The organism is Gordonia sp. CPCC 205333, from assembly GCF_048537885.1.
Lineage (GTDB): Bacteria > Actinomycetota > Actinomycetes > Mycobacteriales > Mycobacteriaceae > Gordonia.
In genome coordinates this window covers 84,422-104,825 of record NZ_JBCLVI010000001.1, presented here as the reverse complement: position 1 = coordinate 104,825, position 20,404 = coordinate 84,422, and the positions used below count along the sequence as shown (strand labels likewise).

The following is a 20,404-nucleotide window of genomic DNA, read 5'->3' as shown; positions in this document are numbered from 1 at the left end:
GTGTCAGCGCGTGCACAACGGCGCCGGTGTGCCCTTCCCTCGAACCGGAGTGACCAGGAAGAAGCATGTGTTGTAGCCGCGCGCGGAGATGACCTTCTTTATCGAATCCCATTGTTTCTTGGAGACGTCGGGAGTTCTCTTCAAGACGAATCCGGACAGCCGATTCGGGTCGCCAACAAGAGCCCACGAGTAGTCCGGCGCAATATAAGTCACCACGTAGTTGGTTGGTCCGGATTTGCTGCCCTGAAATGGCACTCCCGGGAAGCTCACGTGAAGCTGCGCGAGTGTCTTCAAGTCATTGACGCGGGCATTTCCAACAATTCGATTTCGACTGCCGTTGTTTCGAATGCAGGTATTCTCCACTCGGATATTTCGATCGTCAATCTTGCTGTACTTCGCTTGCGTGCTGCTTAGACAATCGACGTTGAATGGTTGCGGAATCGCGGCAACCTGATTCCAGACGCCAAGATATCGCGCAACATCTAGTTTGCTGATCGGTTGCAGTTGCCCAGGGCCGGCACTTGCCGAACCCTCGCCCAGTAATCCCACGAATGTCAGTGCTAGCGCCACTACGACCATAATTGAAGCCCTGGCGCGCAGGGAAGGTACGAATTTCATGTGAGACCTTCTATTCCTCAGGTTGCGGAGTCTTTTACTCGGATGGACTATCGATGCTGTACGGCGTGATCCGACTCCTTCCTCGTCGTCGATGGCCACCAGATTTGCTCCCCGACCAGCGTGAATAATGCTGGGACGAGGACCGTTCGAACCAGGAAGGTATCGAGGAGAATGCCCAGGCCGACGATGATTCCCAGCTGGGTCAGCGTGATGAGCGGAAGGATTCCAAGCACGCAGAAGACCGCCGCCAGCACGATTCCCGCACTGGTAATGACCGCGCCGGTTGCCGATACGGCCCGGATCATCGCGATATTGATCGGGTGCGCGGAGTTCTCCTCTTTGGCGCGGGTGACAAGGAAGATCGTGTAATCCACGCCCAGTGCCACTAGAAAGAGGAAAGAGAACAGCACGACGTTGTTGTCGAGAGCGGGAAAGCCGAAGACATACTTGCTTACCCAACTGCCAAGGCCGATTGCTCCGACCGAACTCGCGACCGTCGCGCAGATCAAGACGATCGGAGCGGCGACTGCCCGCAGTAGTAGGAAGAGCACACCCAGTACTACACACAAGATCAACGGAATAATGACCAGTCGATCCCGTGCGGCCGCGTCCCGTTCGTCGAGCGCCTGTGCGTCACTGCCACCGACGAGGGCATCGGCGTCATCGACGTCGGCAACCGAATTACGAATGGACTCAATGGTTTTGAATGACTCCGCGGACGCCGGCGCGGAATCCAGCACTAGGCTCCAGCGCGTCTGACCGGTTTCGGACTCGCCGGTCGCACGTACTGATTCCACCCCATCGACGGCCTTGAGCCGACTTTCGATAGCCGGCGCCGTCGATGTTGCGGCAGTGACAACAGTCGGGTCCGATTCGCCCGCTGGAAAGTGTTGACCGAGGGTGTCGAATCCGGCGACCGAATCAGCGGTGACTCGGAACTGCTCCGTTTGGGAGAGGCCGATAGAAGCGGTCAACAGACCGCTCGCACAGATCGCCAGCACTACAACCGATGCAATCGCGGCTCGCCACGGATTGTCGACAACCACGGTTGCGATGCGGTGCCAGACTCCAGTGTCGGTGACCGAATCACGCTCAGGTTCACCGGATCCCGAATATCGCGGAATGAAGGGCCAGAATAACTTTCGGCCAAATAGCGCCAACGCCGCGGGCAGAACCAACAGGACGAACACCGCAGCGATCACCAATCCCACCGCCCCGAATACGCCAAGGCTCCGGGTATTCGGCAACGTCGCCAACAACAGGATGAGCAATGCCAGCACGACAGTCAGATTGCTCGCGAGGATCGACGGGCCGGCGCGGCGCACCGCCAGTCGAAGCGCCGCCCGATGGTCGGCGAAATTGTGCAGTTCCTCTCGATACCGCGAAATCAGGAGCAGCGCATAATTCGTGCCGGCACCGAACACCAGGACGCTGGTGATGCCGGACGTCGAGCCATCGAAGCTCAGGCCGGTCACGTTCGCGAGCGCGGTGCCAGCACTACTCGCGACGCGGTCGGCAATCCCGACCACGATCAGCGGCACGAGCCACAACACCGGCGATCGATAGGTGGCGATCAAAAGCAGCGCCACGACCAATGCGGTGACTAGAAGTAGCGTGACATTGGCTCCGGAAAAGGAGTTGGCGATGTCGGCGGCAAATGCGGGCCCGCCGGTTACGTGCGTCGTCAAAGTTGGCGGCAAACCCGAGGCCGCGGCGGTGCGCAACTCATCGACGGTATCGCGCAGGCCGAAACCATTGAGTTCTGCCGAGACGGGGATGGCGACCACCGCCGACTTCTTGTCCTCCGATACCGCGACCGGCGATGCCGCATTCTTGTCGGTGAGCGACCTGTCGACAGCGAGCATGCGGTCGCTTGCGGCCTCGATCGCCGATTTGTCGGCGTCGGTCAGTTCTCCACTGTCTGATCGCGTGGCCACCAGGATGGCTGATGCGACACCGCTGTCCGGGAACGCTGCCTCGACGTCTTTGATCTGCGACGACTGCGTTGAGATTGGAAGCGAGTTCGGAGCGTCGTCGCCGGAGTCATTTTCGCCGACCAGAGTCATGAAGCCGAGTCCTATGATCAGAACTGCCAGGCCCAAAGCCCACGAACGCTTCGCGGTGACAACTGACGCCACGCGATCCCAGGTGGAGGTAGTCACCTCGACAGCGTCTCAAAGTTTGAACTATTAAGCAACTTAACTAATTTGCCGTCGTACACTTCAGGGATGCCCGACCGCGCACAACTGGAGACGTCGCTGTCATCCGCGATACGCGCGTTGACGGCGGAGTCCGAGCAAATCGGCCGTATCTTCGCGGGGCAACACAACCTCGGCGCCAACGACTTTCAAGCACTGCTCCGCGTTATGGTCGCCGATTCTGCCGGCGAACCGACCACTGCGGGCCGCCTCGCCGCTTCGCTGGGGCTGACGTCGGCCGCGATGACGTACCTGGTCGATCGGATGGTTGCGTCCGGCCATATTCGCAGAGAGCCCGATCCGCAAGACCGACGTCGGCTGACCCTTCACTACGACAAACGTGGAATGGAGTTGGCGCGGGAGTTCTTCGGCCCGTTGGGCGACCTAACCCATGAAACGCTGTCGGGTTTCGCCGATGAGGACCTGATCACCGCCGAAAGAGTGCTCAATGCGCTGATTGAGGCGATGGTCAAGTACTCGGCGGAATTCGAGGGATAACGGCGACGCCCTTCGGGCTGAGTTCAGCCGTGGACCCGGTCGGTTTGGTCGCCGATCGATTGTCCGTCCACCTTCGCGGGAATGTCCTTGCCATCCGCGGAGATACCGCCTTCGGTGGCGCAGGCGTAGAGCTTGTCCTGCACCGGTTTGGGGTCGATGAACATCGGGTTGACGATCCAGCGATTGTCGACGTCGGCGTAGGCGCTGCACATCAGCGCGGTCTTGTTTCGGTTGATGGCCAGGCGTAGGCCGGTCGCATCCGACAGAAAGGTGAGGTCGGTGTCGGAATCACCGGCGGCAAAGACTTGGCGGCGATCGGCCGGAGCCTGTTCGAACGCCTTGTCGCCGGCGATGCCGAGAACCTGCTCGTTAATTCGGCAGCGCTTGCCGTCGATGTAAGTGATCACGGTGTTGTCGGCCCGACCGCCGCAGCCAACGATATTGCTCGTATAGGTTCCACGCGTCAGACGCGACTGGATTCCCATCGTCTTGTCATCGGCGAAACCGAGGGGCTTTGCCCACACCTGGACTACCCGCTCGGGCGAGGCGGAGATTATCCGGACGTCAAAACCGTTGGCGCGCAACGCGGCAAACAGATTCTTGATCTGGTCGTAGTATCGAACTCCGGCGTCGACTTTGGTGGTGCCGATCGTTTCGGTGCCGTCGATTGGAGCCGCGAGTGCCCGATCCCGTGCGCTGGTCGCGAACTGGCCGATCTCCGCCGGGGTCCAGCCGGCGAATAGCTGGGCCAGCCACGCGTAGGCGGGTTCCATTTCGCGGTGGTTGTAGTTGCCGTATGCGTCTTTGCCGTCAGTGGTCGTGGCATCGCCGTAGATGGCCAACAGTTCATCGGCGCAGTCGGGGGTACGGGAGGTCGGTAGCGGTTGGCCCGCAGCGGCGGCGCTACCGCAGGCTTTGGCGAGAGCGGCTCGTGCATCGGGGGTCAAGTAACTACTGGTGGTGGCCCAGTCGCCGCCAGCTGGCTGCCGGATCTTGTCGTGCGCGACCATCCAGTAGAAGGTCGCATTGCCAATGTCGTTGCGCACGACCGTGTTATCCCAGTCGAACAAGGCCAGCGGAGCTTTGCCACCCACTGTGGTCGACGCCGTGTGGCCCGCACAACTACCGTACTGGCGCAGCATCTCGTTGATGCGAGCCACATTGTCGCCGTACCAGGGAGGTGAGTCTGCCAAGACCGCACAGACATTCGCGTCAGCCTTCGACGACGTCGCCGCAGTCTGTTCGGCATCCGAGGAACATGCGGACACCCCAATGGTGAGCGCGACCGCAGCGGCTACGAGAATCGAGCGACGAGGGATCATGTCGGGGTCCTGACGGTCGGTGGGGAGCATCATAACCACGACTGGACGATGCGTGCCGAATACTCATCGGCCGATCCGGCCAGCGGGTGAACACTAGAGGTACAACGGCTTTCGAGATTGCGGCGGCCAGGGTTGGAACGATCGCCGTCACTATTCTCGGGCGCTCCGGTACGCCCAGAATTCGACCGCATCCGCTTCTGGAGTGCACTGATAGTGGGGCGGCCCGTGACATCCTACGTCGACTAACGCTTATCCATCGGATACCCGGGCGATCACATCCGCCCCAGCCCAACGTCGGAAGTTCGGCGTTCTGCCGAGTCCGCGAACATCGGCGTGAACAGCACTTTTGGGCATTTCAGCCTCGGCGAAAGTTTTTATGTGAATTTGGGTTACATATACTTGGATTAGCCGTTACTATCGGTACGCCGGCGGCCATCTCAGCCACTTCACCGATCAGGAAGTCCACATGAGCAAACTTCTGATAGTCATCATCGTCCTCGTCGTCCTCGGGATCTTGGCTGCACTCGGCCTCACCCTCCTCGCAATCTTGGCAAGTGGAGCGAAGGGGCCACGTAGATTCGCCCTGTCCGCGCCGACAAACGCGGATAGCTTCATCAAGGCTGCTCCGTGGTCGGCTACCGTCACCGTTGATCTTCCAGAGTCAGCACCGGAGGTACGGCAACGGCTGCAGTCCGGCCCCACCGTTGGCGCGCAACCAGCATTTTCCGGACCAGTTGTCGAGAACGGAACTCGCACCTATCGGGGGCTCATTGCGACAACATCGCGGGTAGTCGATGAACAACCGAACGGAGTGACCGCTGCGGGGACCGGCATATCGATTCCGCTGGCCGTCAAATCGTATGTCGAACGTTGGTCGGTCGAGCAAACCCCATCCGGAAGTACCGTCACTTGCACGTTGGCGTTCAGCCCGAAGTTCTTCGGGTTCCTGCCGATCGGTTGGACGGCAGTATTTGCCAAGCCATTTATCAGATTCGGTATTCGTCGGGCCTTCTCTGCGTAGTGGGGTGCAATCCCTACCCGCGCGCCATATCGACGAACCGCGACAGGTGCAGCTGATGCGCGACGGTGATCGTCGCCGTCGGACCATTACGGTGTTTGCCGACGATGATGTCGGCCTCGCCCGCACGGGGATCGTCACGCTCGATTGAGTCGGGCCGGTGCAGCAAGATGACCATGTCGGCGTCCTGCTCCAGCGAGCCCGACTCACGAAGGTCCGACACCTGCGGCCGCTTATCGGTGCGCTGCTCGGGACCGCGGTTCAGCTGCGAGATGGCGACCACCGGAACCTCAAGTTCCTTGGCCAACAACTTGATTGACCGCGAAAACTCGGAGACTTCCTGCTGTCGGGACTCGACCTTCTTACCCGACGACATCAACTGCATGTAGTCGATGACGACGAGCGACAAATCGTGGCGTTGCTTCAACCGTCTCGCCTTCGCGCGAATCTCCATCATCGTGAGGTTCGGCGAATCATCGATGAATAGCGGGGCCTCGGAAATCTCGCCCATGCGCCGGGCCAATCGCGACCAGTCGTCGTCGGTCATCGAACCCGAACGCATATCTGCCAGTTTGATTTTCGCCTCGGCCGAGAGCAATCGCATGACGATCTCGGTCTTGCTCATCTCGAGAGAGAACATGGCGCTGGTCTTGCCGTTGTGAATCGAGCACGACCGCAGGAAGTCCATCGCCAATGTCGAATTATGCGTTGGCACCATGGATTCGCCCGCGAGATACATCGAGTCGGCATTGTCGACCTGAACACAACGAACCGGCACCGAATCGACCGGACGGATCGCAACGATGCGACGCACCCCCGACGCCCGGCGCAACTCCTTATGTCGAATCGCCTTGTGGTGCAACGTGAATACGTCATCGTCGGCGTCTACTCGAACCCAGCCGGTCGCCGACACTCGATACGTATACCCAAGTCCCGCAGCAAGATCGGCCACGACGTCAGTCATATGCCGAGTAGCGGCCGGTACCGTGATCCAGCCATCGTCTTCAACGATGGCCCGTGCGTCCAGCAAACCGGCGAGCAATGCCCGACGTTGCGCGATCGAACCGCGCAGATACTCGAAGGGGATCCGGCCGCCCAGATCGGCCATCAACGTCATCACGTCGACGGGCCCCTCGGCGTCGATCCGCATCCCGATTTCAGGATCGTCAAAAGCCATACCGGCAAGTGCCGCAACGGTGTACGGCCCATAGACGTAGCGCCGGTTCGGCAACTCCAACGGAGCGGTATTCCGCACGACGGCTTTGCCAACCTTCGCGCGTAACGCCGCGGTAGTCATTACGTCGCGCTCGCCGTCGACCTCAGCCACCCACTGATGCTCCTCGTCGGCAACCAGCACGGCGCCATCGGAGAATTCCACTTCGTAGCAGGGCCGCTCAGTCATCACCTCGGTGGCCGCGACAACCTTAGTCGGGCGTCCCTGCGCATCGAGCAAGTGCTCGCCGACAGCGATGGTGCCCATCGTGGTCCATCCGGTCGGCGTCGGTAGTGGCGTGTCGAGCGCGAGCGCCTTGCCCACACCCGGACGCGCCGCAACGATGATCATCTGTCCGGCGTGTAAGCCATTGGTGAGCCGATCGAGGTCGGCGAAGCCAGTCGGTACACCAAGCGAGATGCCTCCGCGTGATGCGATGGAGTCGATCTCGTCCATCGTCGGCTGCAGCAGTTCTTCCAGCGCGACATAGTCTTCGGAGGTGTTCCGCTCGGTGACCTCATAGACCTCGGCCTGAGCGCGGTCGACGACCTCGGCAACATCTTGTCCGTCACTGCCGGCATATCCGAACTGCACAATGCGGGTGCCTGCCTCTACGAGGCGTCGCAGGATCGACTTCTCGGCGACAATCTCGGCGTAGTACCCAGCGTTCGCCGCCGTCGGCACGGTGGAGATGAGCGTATGTAAGTACGGGGCTCCGCCGACCCGTTTCAGCTCGCCGGCACGGTCAAGCTCGGCCGCGACCGTGACGGCATCGGCCGGCTCACCTTTGCCGTAAAGCTCCAGTACGGCGTCATAGACAGCTTGATGGGCGGGTCGGTAGAAATCGCCGGGGCGAAGTTTCTCCAGCACGTCAGCGATAGCGTCTTTGGACAGCATCATTCCGCCGAGCACTGATTGCTCAGCCGCCAAGTCTTGCGGCGGTTGCCGGCCGAATTCTTCGGCTGGCATCTCCTCGGGAGCCTCTTCATGGCCCCGGTCGTCGACTACTGCCAAGTCCGTCTTACCTCTCACGCATTTTCCACCGATGACGCGCTCACGTCGGACCTTCTCGTCATACCGTTTGGGTCTGACAGGAACGAGTTTTACGACGCCGGCAACTACCGCGAACCGAACCATAAAGCGCGAATGCAGATCACTCAAACCCGGGTGTGAATAACTCTGTGGACAAGATGTGGAGCGTTTGGGCACAGCGCAGGAGCGCTTGTTGACCACCTGTGGGTAACTTGGGGACTTCTGTGGAAGATCTATCTGAATCCGCAGGTAGAGGTGACGTTCTCTATGCACAGGTGAGAAATTTCAGGTTCGTCGGCGTGTCGTGCGATTGTGAATGTCGGGCGTGTCGATTTGTACATGCAACTGACTGAATTCAACGACTCCGTGAACATCCCGTTACGGGCGAATCGGGCGCAATCGAACATCGCCGATTCGCGCCTTCGCCCACGCGCCGCCTTGGCGGCGTGGTGGAATGGTTCGGCATGTGCCGAGGAGTCGGGCGGACCCGAGAGGACCACGAAATGACGACCCGCTTGATGAGGGTGATGAAGCGCGCGACAGTGACGATCGTCGCGCTGACGTCATTCGCGACACTTGGCGCCGGCGCCGCAGATGCGGCGCCGTCGGGTCCGACACTGCCCGTCGAATTCGACTTGACCCGCTATCAACCGGTGAACCCGACGAAGTTCCGGTCACTGGCTTACTCCGACAACGGTCGTAGTTTCTTCGCCGCGGGCCAGTGGCTCTGCTCGTTCGGTCCGACATACCGCTATGTGAGCTGCAAAGGCACCCCCGCTACGGCGCCACCCGGAACACAGGGAGCCACCATTTCCGGCGATCAGCAGGGGCCTTGGTGGGTCACCCCGAAGGGAATCTTCGGCCCCAATACCCAACTGACTCCGACGTCGGGATTCCGTCCGCCGACGCTGGGCGTCGGCAAGCGGCTCACCGTCGGCGGCACCACATGTACCGTCCCGCGTCCCAACGTCGTCGCGTGCACCACCGGCGCTCGTGCCCTGATCTTCACCCGCGCGTGGCACAAATTCTTCTACCCGGCCGACGACACCGCGCATAACGCCAACCCCGCGCCGCGATATCTGCCCGCGCGCTTGCGCTACTGGAACCAGCTGCCGCTGGGTTTCTCGCCGCCCAAGTAGCAAGCGCGTCTATGACGTCATCATGACGTCAATTGCCATCGTCACGCACAATGGCTTCCTGCAATGAATATGTCGTGAACTGGGCATATACCGCCGCCCTTGACATTGACGCCACGATGACGCCAAACTGACGTCATGCACCTCTCCCGATATGTCGACGACCTCCGCAACCAGCTCGCCGTCGCCGCAGCAGCCGGCGGCGACGATGCCCGCGACCTCGCCGAGCGACTAACCGCATCGCTCGACGCCGCAGCGCGCCTCGTCCTGCTCGACGCATTGTCGACGGCGGCCGGCGAGATTACGAGTGACCTCGCCCCGGGGTCGGTGGAAGTACGTCTGCGCGGTCGCGACCCTGAGTTCGTGGTGACAGCACCGCCGACGCCAATCGCATCGAGTGACGATGCAGCAACGACCGCCGCTAGGGCGACCGTCCCCGACTCATCCGATGACGGCACCACCGCCCGGGTCACCCTTCGCCTCCCCGATCACCTCAAACAACGGGCCGAGGCCGCCGCCGCCAGTGACGGAGTATCGGTCAACAACTGGCTCGTCCGCGCCGTCGCGACCGCGCTCGACAACAGGGCGACCACCCAGTCCGCAGCACCGCGACGCGAGTCCGGTTCGAATTTCACCGGCTGGGTTCGTTAACCACTCCCTCGACAAGGATTATCGATGACCACTTACCCACTAACCGGCCCCCTCACCGTCGATCTTGACTTGACCGTCGGCGACGTGCGCATCATCGCCACCGACCGCGACGACGCCGAAGTCACCATCCGCCCGCAACTCCCCAACAAGACGTCATCTGCTCGCGCCGCCGACCAGACGACCGCGAGCCTGGCCGGCAACCGCCTGCGTATCCACAGCTCCCGCTCGTGGCGGACCTACACCCCGTTCGGATCACCCGACGCCGTCAATATCATCGTTGAAATTCCTTCTGGCACAATGATTACCGGTTCCCTCGGCGTCGGGAGCTTTCGCACCGAAGGAACGTTGGGTCCGTGCACCCTTGACATCTCCCACGCCGATCTCGACGTCGAGTCCGCCGCTGCGCTGATCGTGAAGTCGGGGTCAGGATCGGTCACTGCCGGGTTCGTGTCCGGCGACGCCACTGTAACCGCGAGCTATGGCAATGTTCGCCTACGCGAGATTGACGGTGCACTCGCGGTGAAGGCCAGTTACGGCGACATCTCGATCGGGACCGTGCGCGGCGCTCTGCAGGTCCGCGGAGCGTACGGAGCGATCGACATCACCCGCGCCCTCGACTCGGTCGGGGTCAAGACCGCACACGGGCGGACCGCGATTCGCGAGGTCCAGCACGGCACGGTAACCATTGAAAGTTCCTACGGTGCAATAGAAATCGGCATCCACGATGGGACAGCCGCCTGGCTCGACGTCAAGTCAGACTACGGCCACTTTCACAATGAACTCACTCCATCCACCACTCCCGGTTCCGACGACGACACTGTCGAGGTACACGCTAACACCAGCTTCGGCGATATTACCGTCACTCGCACCCGCTCCACTCTCACAAAGGAAGCACTATGACAACGGCAATTGAGATAGAACGACTACGAAAGTCCTTCGGCGACAAGACTGTTCTCGACGGTATCGATATCACCGTCGACGCCGGAACAGTATTCGCGCTCCTCGGCCCCAACGGCGCCGGCAAGACCACGGTGGTCCATATCTGCTCGACACTGCTACGACAAGATGCCGGTACGGTTAGGGTCGCGGGCTATGACGTTGTCACCCAATCGGATTCAGTTCGCGGCGCGATCGGCCTTACCGGACAGTTCGCCGCCGTCGATAGTCTGCTCACCGGCCGCGAAAACCTTCAGCTCATGGCTGACCTTCGCCACCTGCCCCGGAAGGCCGGCCGAGCACGCGTCGATGAACTGCTCGAACGTTTCGATCTCTCCGATGCGGCGAACAAAACCCTCGCAAACTACTCGGGTGGCATGCGACGTCGGCTCGATCTGGCAATGACACTCGTCGGCGGCGGCACCGGCGAAAGCCCCACTGGCACAAGCATCATATTCCTCGACGAACCGACGACCGGCCTCGATCCACGCAGCCGCGCGTCGATGTGGGAGATAGTCCGCAACCTAGTCAACGACGGCATGACCATCTTCCTCACCACCCAATACTTGGAAGAAGCCGACCAACTCGCCGACCAGATCGCGGTCCTCAACAACGGCCGTATCGCGGCGCAGGGATCGCCTGCGGATCTCAAGAAGCTTGTACCAGGGGGCCATGTGCGACTTGGCTTTTCCGACTCTGATGCCCGCGATGCGGCGCGGCGGCAACTCACCGGACTGGTATCGCGGCAGGAAGACGACTCAAGCGAAGGCGATGCTTCGCTGTCCCTCACCATCGACAGTGACGGCAGCTTCGGCTCCGTCAAAGCCATCATCGATCGACTCGACGCGACTGCCCGCATCGAAGATGTATCCATCGGCACCCCGAACCTCGACGATGTGTTCTTCGCCCTCACTGACTCCACTTCGACTGCGACCCAGGAGGTTTCGCAATGACCACTCTCACCTACACCCTCGCCGACTCGAGCACGATGCTGCGGCGCAACTTGCGTCATATGCTCCGCTACCCCGTCCTCACCGTGCTGACCATCGGCACGCCGGTCATCCTGCTACTGATTTTCGTGTACGTGCTCGGCGGCACCCTTGGCAGCGGATTGCCCACCGGGGCAACGGGTTCCGCTCCAAATGCAGACAGCGGGACGGCCGCCTACCTTCGCTACGTGGTACCGGGGATCCTGCTCATCGCGATTGTGATGAGCGCTCAGGGCACCGCCATCAGTGTGGCGATGGATATGCGCGAAGGTATCGTAGCTCGCTTCCGCACGATGGCCATCTCACGGGCGTCGGTCCTGACCGGGCATGTGATCGGAGCTGTCGCACAGACGATCATTTCTGTCATCGTCGTATTCGCGGTTGCGGTGGCACTGGGTTTCCGCACATCGACCGATATCGGCAGCGTGATTGCCGCGCTGGGCTTCGTCGCACTAGTCGCGTTGGCGATCACGTGGATCGCGGTTGGGATGGGCATCGCGGCAAAGAGCGTCGAATCGGCAAGTAACACCCCGATGATCCTGCTGCTGCTTCCATTCCTGTCAAGCGGTTTCGTCCCGACCGATTCGATGCCGTCGGCAATCGCCTGGTTCGCGGCGCATCAGCCGTTCACCCCGTTCATCGAGACGGTGCGTGCGCTGCTGCTCGGTACCCCGATGGGGAGCAACGCATTTCAGACAGTTCTCTGGTGCATCGGACTCAGCGTCGTCGGGTATGTGTGGTCGATGCGGCTGTACAACAAGAGCTCGCTGAACTGATGTGAAGTTCCTGAAGTCTCCTGGGCACGTTGGCCATTCGCGGCGCGAGTGGTCAACGTGCGCTGGTGTCCTCGGGAGCGCGGGGCCGGACCGGCTGGAATCTGCATCCGCGTCGAGCCCCGGGGCACATTCCCCTCGCGGCCCCGCACAACGCAGACTCCAGTCCAAAACACCCGGACAAAACGAAAACCGCCGCCCGACATTGCCGGGCGGCGGTTTCATGAACGCGAGACTTACTCCGCGACGACAGCCAGATTCAGCTTGGCCGAGACGCCGGTGTGTAGGTCGATGACAACCGGGTAGGTGCCGGTGGCCTTGATATGCCCCTTGGGCAGATCGACCGCGCGCTTGTCGACGGCAGGGCCGCCGGCCTTCTTGATCGCGCCGGCAACGTCGGCTGTGGTGACCGAACCGAACAGCTTGCCCGAGTCGTGAGTCTTCACGCCGAGCGAGACATTCTCCAGGCCTTCGAGGGCCTGCTTCAGCTCGTTGGCGTGCTCGACTCCGCGAACCTCGCGGGCTTCCTGTGCACGACGGATGCCTTCAACCTGCTTCTCGGCGCCACGGGTGGCCTTGATGGCCAGGCCGCGGGGCAGCAGGTAGTTGCGGCCGTAGCCGTCTTTGACCTCGACGGTGTCGCCAGCGACACCGAGCTTTTCGATGGCAGCGGTGAGGATGAGTTTCATTGTTCTTATCCCTTCCGCTTATCGACCGGTCGAGGTGAAGGGCAGCAGGGCCACTTCACGCGAGTTCTTGACGGCGACAGCGACGTCGCGCTGGTGCTGCACGCAGTTGCCGGTCACACGACGCGAACGAATCTTGCCGCGGTCCGACAGGAAACGACGCAGCAACGCGGTGTCCTTGTAGTCGATGTCGTTCTTCTTGTCCTTGCAGAAGGTGCACGCCTTGGTCTTGGTGACCTTTTCGACGCGGACCTTCCGTCCTTTTTGCTTCGCCATATGTTGCTCCAGTTAGGGCCCGGATACCACGCTGGGTAATCCGGAAATCTCTTTAGAAGGGTGGTTCGTCGTTGTTTCCGCCGAATGATCCCGAGGATGCGGGGGCGCTGCCCCAGGGATCTTCAGCCGCAGCGGGCTGACCCGATCCGCCGCCGCTGCGGTTTGCACCGCCGCCGCTTGGCGCACCGAATCCGCCGCCGCTGTTACCGCCGCCGCGCGAAGCCCGATTGACCTTCGCGGTGGCGTAACGCAACGAGGGACCGATCTCGTCGACTTCGAGTTCCACAACCGTGCGCTTCTCACCCTCGCGGGTTTCGAAGGAGCGCTGACGTAGCCGGCCGGAGACAATCACTCGCGAACCTTTGGTAAGGCTCTCGGTGACATTCTCCGCAGCGTCACGCCAGATATTGCAACGCATGAACAGTGCTTCGCCGTCTTTCCATTCATTGGTCTGACGATCGAAGGTGCGTGGCGTCGACGCAACCGTGAAGTTAGCGACAGCAGCCCCGGACGGTGTGAACCGCAGTTCGGGGTCGGCGGTCAGGTTGCCAACGACGGTGATGACTGTTTCGCCTGCCATGTGTTTTCCCTCGCTCTAGAAGCCTGTGAAGTGGGCACTCGATTTATCGACTGCACCGATTGGGTAGGAGTCGCACTCCAGCCTAAGCATCGGCACCGACATCCGCTGAGAACTTAGACGCAGCAATACTGCGTTTGGTTCCCGGCGGACGCAAGATCACTTACGCAGTACCTTGGTGCGCAGCACCGATTCGTTCAGCTTGAGCTGACGATCGAGTTCGCTGACCGTGGCGGGTTCCGCATTCAGGTCGATAACCGCGTAGATGCCTTCGCTGTGCTTGGCAATCTCGTAGGCAAGACGGCGCTTGCCCCAGATGTCGACTCCATCAATTTTGCCGCCATCAGTGCGGACAACATTGAGAAAAGTATCGAGAGAGGGTGCGACGGTACGTTCGTCCAAGCTTGGATCGAGGATGACCATCAATTCGTAGTGACGCATAAGACCACATCACCTCCTATGGGCTAGGTCGGCCACGGACTGTCCGCGGCAGGAGGGTCGCCTGCGTCGGCAACCGCTCCAAGATACACGACGCACCCGTGACCTGGGAAATCGCCATCCGCATCGAGGTTCCCCGGGCCAGCGATTGGCTCCCGGCGCCCGCCACCACCTAACCTGTAGCCCATGTCTGACCTGCGCCCACAACTGGCGACGACCAGTCCAGGCGGCCGAGTGCGCGCGTATCTCGCAGGCCGCGGCAGCGAAGCGCTGGTGCTGCTGAACTCGCTGCTCATCACTGGTTACGCGCTCGTCTGGAGCTATTACGCGAAGGTCTCCTGCGGCGGTCCACCATTCTCCGCGGACGGTCGAAGTCACCACTGGCCGGTCGGCAATCCTGACTCCGCGATCCCCTGCTATTCCGACATCATGTTCCTGTGGGTGGGGCGTGACATCAATAACCATGTCTTCCCCTATGTCAATGGAGGCATCGACGCGAGCGGCCATCTGTTCGGTGGCTCGGTCGAATACCCGGTGCTGTCGGGGCTGATGATGTGGCTCGGCGCCATCGGCGCGCATACCGACACGGCCTTCTTCACCCACACCGTGTGGCTTCTGGTGCCGTTCGCTCTCGCGATCACGGTCATGCTCGCTCTGCTGGCCCGTTGGTGGGTACTCGTGTGGGCCGCATCTGGCCCGTTGGTTCTCTACGCGTTCCACAACTGGGAACTACCCGTGGTGTTCACTTCGGTCGCCGCTGTCGCGGTCATGGCCTGGGGATCGACGATATCCCCGACCACGGGCGAACGACGAATGTCGTTGCGCACCAGCGCGATACTGGCGTCCATTCTCCTCGCCCTCGGATTCTGCCTCAAGCTCTACCCTGGCTTCTTCGTCCTGCCGCTGGCCGCCTACGTCCTTACCGCCGGCTCGACGCCGGCTCGACGAGCCCTCGATTGGGCAAGCGCGCTCTGGGTTGTGGCGACAGCGACGATCACCGTGATACTCGTGCAACTGCCCTTCATGATCGCCGGCTTCGACGGCTGGAAAGCTGCTATGACATTCCAGGGCAAGCGTCGCGCTGAGGTCGACACCAACTCCATCTGGCACTGGGGTTTTCGATTCATTGTGGGCCGCAACAACATCGATACCTACAACACCCTCGTCGGGATTTTGTCGCCGCTGCTGATCCTGACCGCATGGTGCGTAGCGATGTACCTGGGCTGGCGGATGTATCAACGCCGCGGAACCTTCCCGTGGGTCGGTGTCGCGGCGGCGATGCTCGCCGGCTTCATGGTCTTCCACAAAGTCAACTCGCCGCAGTACGCGCTGTGGATCCTGCCGTTCTTCGTACTGCTCCAGGTCCGTTGGCAGGTGGTCGCGGCCTACATCATCGCCAACGGCATTCTAGATATGACCATCTTCCGCTTGTTCGGCATCATGAACTCCGGCGCCGAAATGAAATGGTGGGTCATCGGCGGCGTGAACTTCGGCGTCTGGGTGCAGTCAATCCTGTTGGTGTACTTGATCTATGCGTTCGTCGTCGCCGGATTCCGCGAGCCGCTGGCATCAATTGGATTGCGCACCAAGGCCACCGATCCGGCCGACACCGAGCTCACCGACGATGCCGCGTTGGCCCGCGCATGACCTGGCTCGGGTCGCCGACGATGTCGCGCGCGGGAGTCACCTTGCGACCGTTGGCAGTTGGTGACGTCGACGCGCTGGGGACACTGGTCACCACTCCGGAAATCTTCAGCTGGTCGCCGGGCGTCCCACTCAACCGAGCCGACGCACTCGAGTACATCGAGACCGCCCTATCTACTGGCGACAGACAAGCATTCGCCGTCGTTGACGACGCCACCGGCGATGTCGTCGGGTCCACCAGTTACTACGATATCGACCAACAAAACCTCTCGCTGGCCATCGGCTACACCTTCTACGCCGAGGCGGCGCAGGGCACCGTGGTCAATCCGGCGTCGAAATACCTTCTGCTGCACCATGCTTTCGAGATATGCGGCGCCGTCCGCGTGGTGTGGCATACCCACGAGAACAACGCGCGGTCTCGAGCGGCGATCGCCAAACTCGGCGCGTCATTCGAAGGGCTGATCCGCAAACACCGACGATTTGGCGATGGTTGGCGCACCACTGCTCAATATGCGATGACCGATGATGACTGGCCAGCGGCTAAGGCCCGGTTGTCGACGCGTCTCGGCGAATAGGCACCGCACCTACCGAGCCTTGGCGAAATCCAGCTTCCCGCCGTCGGGTACCCAGCTCTTCAAACGTCCCGTATTGAGTTGCAGGATATCGGTAATCACGACCACGCACAGGGCGATCACCATCGCGGTCCTGATCAGTACCGCGAGGGTGAACCACTGCGAGGTCAGCCACATTCGATCGGCGTCGAGATACAGCGACATCCGCGGAACCCAGATCAGAGCATCGATGACCATCCAGGCGATGAGAAGACGCGTTCGCGGAATGGCCAGTACGGCAAGGGGTACCAGCCACAGGGAGTACTGCGGACTCCACACCTTATTGGTGAGCAGGTACGCAGCCACCAACAAGAACATGAGTTGGGCGAGCGACGGCGGTCGCGGCGCGACAACCCCGACGATTACGACCCCGACAATCGCCATCACCAACAAGAACAGCGAAAGACCGTTGAGTACGCCGGTGTTCCACGTGAAACCAGCGAGGTCACGGACCACTCCGAATAGTGAATCCGATTCGGCCGACCGGGCCAGGTCGTAGCGGAAATACTCCGACCACCCGGTTGGATAGAGAATCAGCACAGCGGTGTTGACAGCCATCCACGCCGCAATCGCACCGGCGGCGGCCGCCAGGAATGGTCGCACCTGACGACTACGAGCGCACAGTACGCCGATCGCAACCAGTAACAGCACCGGATACCAATTCGATGACACCCCGAGCCCGACACACGCTCCAGCCACCCACGGAGTCCAGGAATTCTGATCGCGTTCGAAGCGCGTCCAGGCCAGCATTGCGAGCGCGACCATGGCGATGGGAATTGCATCGAAATTGGTGAATACATGCACGATGACCAGTGGCGACAGCGCGGCCAGCCACGGAGCCCAGATCCGGGTCCGCGCTGTTCGGCCGGTTGCCCAGATGGTTATCAACCAAAACAGCGCCAACCCGAGTGCGGTGAAGTTAAAGAACATCACCGCCGACAACGCTGACGGCAGCCCCCACTTGTCATGGCCTAACTGCCACCAGTGGGTGAATTTCGCAACGCCGTACATATACGCACCGGTGAGCACCGGGTACTCCATGTACTGCTTGACCTCTTTGCCACTGGTGTCCTTGCCGACCCAGTAGGTCCGGTACGGGAATCCGCCAGTATCGAGCCGTTCGTTTCCGTAGAGCGGGACGATGTCGGAGTAGCAGAGAGCGAAGAACTGCCGCTGATTCTTCCAATCGAGATCGAAGCCGCCCTCTGCGGTTCGCGAGGGCGTCGACGACGCGGCATCGACCGGCGCCTGCTGTAAACACCCGGCCTTGCCGAACCAGCCGAGTGCCAATCCCAGCAAGGCGAGCGCGAACAGGACGCGAATCGGCGTCAGAAACTTCTCACGACCGACGACCGCATGTCGGCCGAGTGGGCCACCGATAACCGAGCTTGCCGGCCCGACAAGGGGATCCACCGTCGATGGCGACTCGCGGTCGACATCGACGCGGCTATCAGCAGCAAGCGGCCCCGGCGACTCGACGTCGTCGGGGCTCACCTGCTCGCTGGCATCGATCACCAATCAGTACCCGAATTGTCGCCGTTTCCACCGGTGTCGCCACCCGAGTCTCCGCCGGTGTCGCCACCAGAGTTCCCACCGGTGTCGCCGCCGGAGTTCCCTCCGTTATTGCCGCGTCGAGGACTGTTGCCAGGCAGCGGAATTGTCACACCGGGTGCGAGCGTCAGGTTGCCGCCGCCACCGTTGTTGTTGTCGTTATTGTTGCCGCCGCGACCGTTTCGCTCATTCGAGCGACTCTTGGGCGGGGTATAGGTCACCGGCGGTGGCTCATATGGCACACCGGCCTGACCGCCGACCGCGGCCGGTTCAGGGAATTGCTTGATCGGTTTGCCCGCGAGCGCGCCGTCCATTGCAGCTTTCCAGATCTGCGCGGGCAGGCCACTGCCGTACATCGGACCGCCCCAGGCGTTCTTGAGCGCGATACCCTTATCGGTGCCAACCCATACGGCGGTTGACAGCTGCGGCGTATAGCCGACCATCCACGCATCCTTGTTCTGGCCGGTGTCACCGAGCTGGGCGGTACCGGTCTTCGCCGCCGATGGACGTGTGCCGTAGGTGTCGTCGGTCAGGCCGTTGCCATTCGAGTACGCCGCGACCGGCCCAAGCGCTGCCGAGACATTGTCGGCGACCTTGGCCGGGAATACCCGCTTGCCCGGATCCTTCTGCCGATCGAAGAGCACGTCGCCCTTCGACGTCTCTACCTTCTGCACGAAATGCGGAGCACGGTAAATACCCGACGCCGCGAGCGTCGCATATGCCGACGCCATGTCGATAACGCGCGAGGGGTACTGGCCGAGCACGACGCCACCCTCGGGGACCCCGTTCTTCTCCTGAAGGGTGTGTGCGACGTCGCCGAAACTCTCCGCGACGCCGGCCTTATGCGCGGCGTCGGCGACTGCCTGCGCCTTGCCGTCGAGGTCCATCATCAGCCGGTAGTACACGGTGTTGAGGGACATCTTCATCGCCGTCGCCAGGTTGCACGAACCGCAGCTTTCGCCGTCAGAGTTGTTGACGGTCAGGCCGCCCGTTGCCTCATAGGGCGACGAGCTATATACCTTCGACAGCGGGATATCTTGTTCCAGCGCCGCGACCAGCGCGAACACCTTGAATGACGATCCGGTCTGCAGACCAGCCTGAGCGTGGTCCCAGCCCATTCCGTCACTACCGCCGTAGTAACCGCGGACGCCCCCGGTCTCCGGGTCGATGGAGACGATCGCGGTCCGGGTGGTCTTCTGCTCACCATCGAGTTTGTTCTTCGCCGCGTTCACGACGGAATTTTGTACCTGCGGATCGATCGTCGTGGTGATCTTCAATCCCTCGGTACGGACCTGCTGTTCGGAGATGTTCAGCGATTCGAGTTCAGACAGGACCTGTCGTTTGATCAGACCGGTCGGTCCGGGATCGGTCGACGCCGCCTCGCGATAGGCTGGCACCTTCGGGTATTTCATCCCGGCCCGTTCGGACGGATTCAGCGCGCCGATGGCGACCATGCCGTCGAGTACGTAATTCCAGCGACCGAGTGCGGCATCGGGGTTGATGTCTGGGTCGTAGTACGACGGCGACCGGATCGACGAGGCGAGAACCGCGGATTCGGCCGGCGTGATCTTGCTGATGTCCTTACGGAAATACGCCTGCGCCGCAGCGGAAACGCCATACGCGCCTCGGCCGAAGTAGATGGTGTTGAGATATGCGGCCATGATGTCGTCCTTGGACCACTTACTCGACATCTTGGTGGCAATCGCGAGTTCCTTGAACTTACGCGTATACGAATGCTCGTCACCGACAAGCGCGTTCTTCACATACTGCTGGGTGATCGTCGAACCGCCGCCCGCGTCGTCGCGTCCGGTGAACTTACCCAGCACCGCGCGCGAGAGACCACGGACCGAAAAGCCGCCATTGCTGCGGAACTCACGGTCCTCGGCGGCGATGACCGCGTCTTGTACAGACTTGGGGATGTCGGCGATCTTGACGTCAGTGCGGTTACCCTCCGGCGGCACGACTTTGGCGATCGTCTTGCCGCTCGAATTGAGGATCAGCGCCACCTGATTCTGCTTGATGTCACCGGGACGCGGGACGTCGGCCGAGACATACACGGCCATGAAGGCAATGATCGCGATGAGTGCGACAGCCGGGATTCCGACGCCGACCAGCCCGATCACCCAGGAGATGACCTTCTGCCTTTTACGCACCGACTCAGTCTTGGTCGGCTCTTTCCCAGTCTTGCTGGGTGAACCATTTCCGGCTGACATTCAAGTGCCCTTCGTTTTACTGCA

19 protein-coding genes are annotated in these 20,404 nt (G+C 61.4%); 9 read left to right on the top strand and 10 right to left on the bottom strand.

Annotated features, from left to right (window positions below; genetic code table 11):
- Window positions 1-3 precede the first annotated feature (3 nt).
- On the bottom strand, window positions 4-618 hold the full coding sequence (locus AAFP29_RS00515) for a lipocalin family protein (protein WP_419215343.1): 615 nt from the start codon (window positions 616-618) through the stop codon (window positions 4-6).
- A 47-nt stretch (window positions 619-665) separates the two neighbouring features.
- Window positions 666-2,780, bottom strand: a complete 2,115-nt coding sequence (locus AAFP29_RS00510; protein WP_419215342.1) for an MMPL family transporter — start codon at window positions 2,778-2,780, stop codon at window positions 666-668.
- Window positions 2,781-2,846: 66 nt separating this feature from the next.
- Between AAFP29_RS00510 and AAFP29_RS00505 the strand changes: the two genes are divergently transcribed.
- Window positions 2,847-3,314: a MarR family winged helix-turn-helix transcriptional regulator gene (locus AAFP29_RS00505; protein WP_419215341.1), complete on the top strand. Its 468-nt coding sequence runs from the start codon at window positions 2,847-2,849 to the stop codon at window positions 3,312-3,314.
- Between the two features lie 23 nt (window positions 3,315-3,337).
- Here the strand turns inward: AAFP29_RS00505 and AAFP29_RS00500 are convergent, their stop codons facing one another.
- Window positions 3,338-4,669, bottom strand: a complete 1,332-nt coding sequence (locus AAFP29_RS00500; RefSeq protein WP_419215340.1) for a haloacid dehalogenase-like hydrolase — start codon at window positions 4,667-4,669, stop codon at window positions 3,338-3,340.
- Between the two features lie 433 nt (window positions 4,670-5,102).
- On the opposite strand from AAFP29_RS00500, the gene AAFP29_RS00495 reads away from it, so the two are divergent.
- Window positions 5,103-5,657, top strand: a complete 555-nt coding sequence (locus AAFP29_RS00495; RefSeq protein ID WP_419215339.1) for an SRPBCC family protein — start codon at window positions 5,103-5,105, stop codon at window positions 5,655-5,657.
- A gap of 13 nt (window positions 5,658-5,670) precedes the next feature.
- On the opposite strand, the gene dnaB is transcribed toward AAFP29_RS00495, so the two are convergent.
- Window positions 5,671-7,836, bottom strand: coding sequence for a replicative DNA helicase (gene dnaB / locus AAFP29_RS00490; protein WP_419216310.1), 2,166 nt, complete (start codon window positions 7,834-7,836; stop codon window positions 5,671-5,673).
- A gap of 566 nt (window positions 7,837-8,402) precedes the next feature.
- Here dnaB and AAFP29_RS00485 point away from each other — a divergent pair.
- The 5 genes from AAFP29_RS00485 (at window position 8,403) to AAFP29_RS00465 (ending at window position 12,387) form a co-directional block, all read left to right on the top strand.
- Window positions 8,403-9,038: a hypothetical protein gene (locus AAFP29_RS00485; RefSeq protein ID WP_419215338.1), complete on the top strand. Its 636-nt coding sequence runs from the start codon at window positions 8,403-8,405 to the stop codon at window positions 9,036-9,038.
- A gap of 135 nt (window positions 9,039-9,173) precedes the next feature.
- Window positions 9,174-9,686, top strand: coding sequence for a toxin-antitoxin system HicB family antitoxin (locus AAFP29_RS00480; RefSeq protein WP_419215337.1), 513 nt, complete (start codon window positions 9,174-9,176; stop codon window positions 9,684-9,686).
- 24 nt (window positions 9,687-9,710) lie between these two features.
- Window positions 9,711-10,586, top strand: a complete 876-nt coding sequence (locus AAFP29_RS00475; protein WP_419215336.1) for a DUF4097 family beta strand repeat-containing protein — start codon at window positions 9,711-9,713, stop codon at window positions 10,584-10,586.
- A complete protein-coding gene (locus AAFP29_RS00470; protein ID WP_419215335.1) occupies window positions 10,583-11,575 on the top strand; it encodes an ATP-binding cassette domain-containing protein in 993 nt (330 codons plus the stop codon). Before AAFP29_RS00475 ends, AAFP29_RS00470 begins: the two co-directional genes overlap by 4 nt.
- On the top strand, window positions 11,572-12,387 hold the full coding sequence (locus AAFP29_RS00465; protein WP_419215334.1) for an ABC transporter permease: 816 nt from the start codon (window positions 11,572-11,574) through the stop codon (window positions 12,385-12,387). The genes AAFP29_RS00470 and AAFP29_RS00465 overlap by 4 nt, the downstream gene beginning before the upstream one ends.
- A gap of 233 nt (window positions 12,388-12,620) precedes the next feature.
- Here AAFP29_RS00465 and rplI read toward each other — a convergent pair whose 3' ends face one another.
- The 4 genes from rplI to rpsF form a co-directional block, all read right to left on the bottom strand.
- A complete protein-coding gene (gene rplI, locus AAFP29_RS00460; protein ID WP_419215333.1) occupies window positions 12,621-13,073 on the bottom strand; it encodes a 50S ribosomal protein L9 in 453 nt (150 codons plus the stop codon).
- Between the two features lie 18 nt (window positions 13,074-13,091).
- Window positions 13,092-13,346 carry a 30S ribosomal protein S18 gene (rpsR, locus tag AAFP29_RS00455; protein WP_007319000.1) on the bottom strand — a complete coding sequence of 85 codons (255 nt, stop codon included), beginning with the start codon at window positions 13,344-13,346 and terminating at the stop codon, window positions 13,092-13,094.
- Between the two features lie 52 nt (window positions 13,347-13,398).
- Window positions 13,399-13,926 (bottom strand): single-stranded DNA-binding protein, encoded by a 528-nt coding sequence (locus tag AAFP29_RS00450; RefSeq protein WP_419215332.1) that lies wholly within the window; start codon window positions 13,924-13,926, stop codon window positions 13,399-13,401.
- A 156-nt stretch (window positions 13,927-14,082) separates the two neighbouring features.
- Window positions 14,083-14,364, bottom strand: a complete 282-nt coding sequence (gene rpsF / locus AAFP29_RS00445; RefSeq protein WP_419215331.1) for a 30S ribosomal protein S6 — start codon at window positions 14,362-14,364, stop codon at window positions 14,083-14,085.
- Between the two features lie 183 nt (window positions 14,365-14,547).
- Between rpsF and AAFP29_RS00440 the strand changes: the two genes are divergently transcribed.
- Both AAFP29_RS00440 and AAFP29_RS00435 read left to right on the top strand, forming a co-directional pair.
- On the top strand, window positions 14,548-16,008 hold the full coding sequence (locus tag AAFP29_RS00440) for a hypothetical protein (protein ID WP_419215330.1): 1,461 nt from the start codon (window positions 14,548-14,550) through the stop codon (window positions 16,006-16,008).
- The gene (locus tag AAFP29_RS00435; RefSeq protein ID WP_419215329.1) at window positions 16,005-16,580 is read left to right on the top strand and encodes a GNAT family N-acetyltransferase; all 576 of its coding nucleotides are present in this window, start codon (window positions 16,005-16,007) and stop codon (window positions 16,578-16,580) included. Before AAFP29_RS00440 ends, AAFP29_RS00435 begins: the two co-directional genes overlap by 4 nt.
- A gap of 9 nt (window positions 16,581-16,589) precedes the next feature.
- Here the strand turns inward: AAFP29_RS00435 and AAFP29_RS00430 are convergent, their stop codons facing one another.
- Window positions 16,590-18,131: a glycosyltransferase family 87 protein gene (locus AAFP29_RS00430; RefSeq protein ID WP_419215328.1), complete on the bottom strand. Its 1,542-nt coding sequence runs from the start codon at window positions 18,129-18,131 to the stop codon at window positions 16,590-16,592.
- Window positions 18,128-20,380, bottom strand: coding sequence for a transglycosylase domain-containing protein (locus AAFP29_RS00425; protein WP_419215327.1), 2,253 nt, complete (start codon window positions 20,378-20,380; stop codon window positions 18,128-18,130). Before AAFP29_RS00425 ends, AAFP29_RS00430 begins: the two co-directional genes overlap by 4 nt.
- Window positions 20,381-20,404 lie beyond the last annotated feature (24 nt).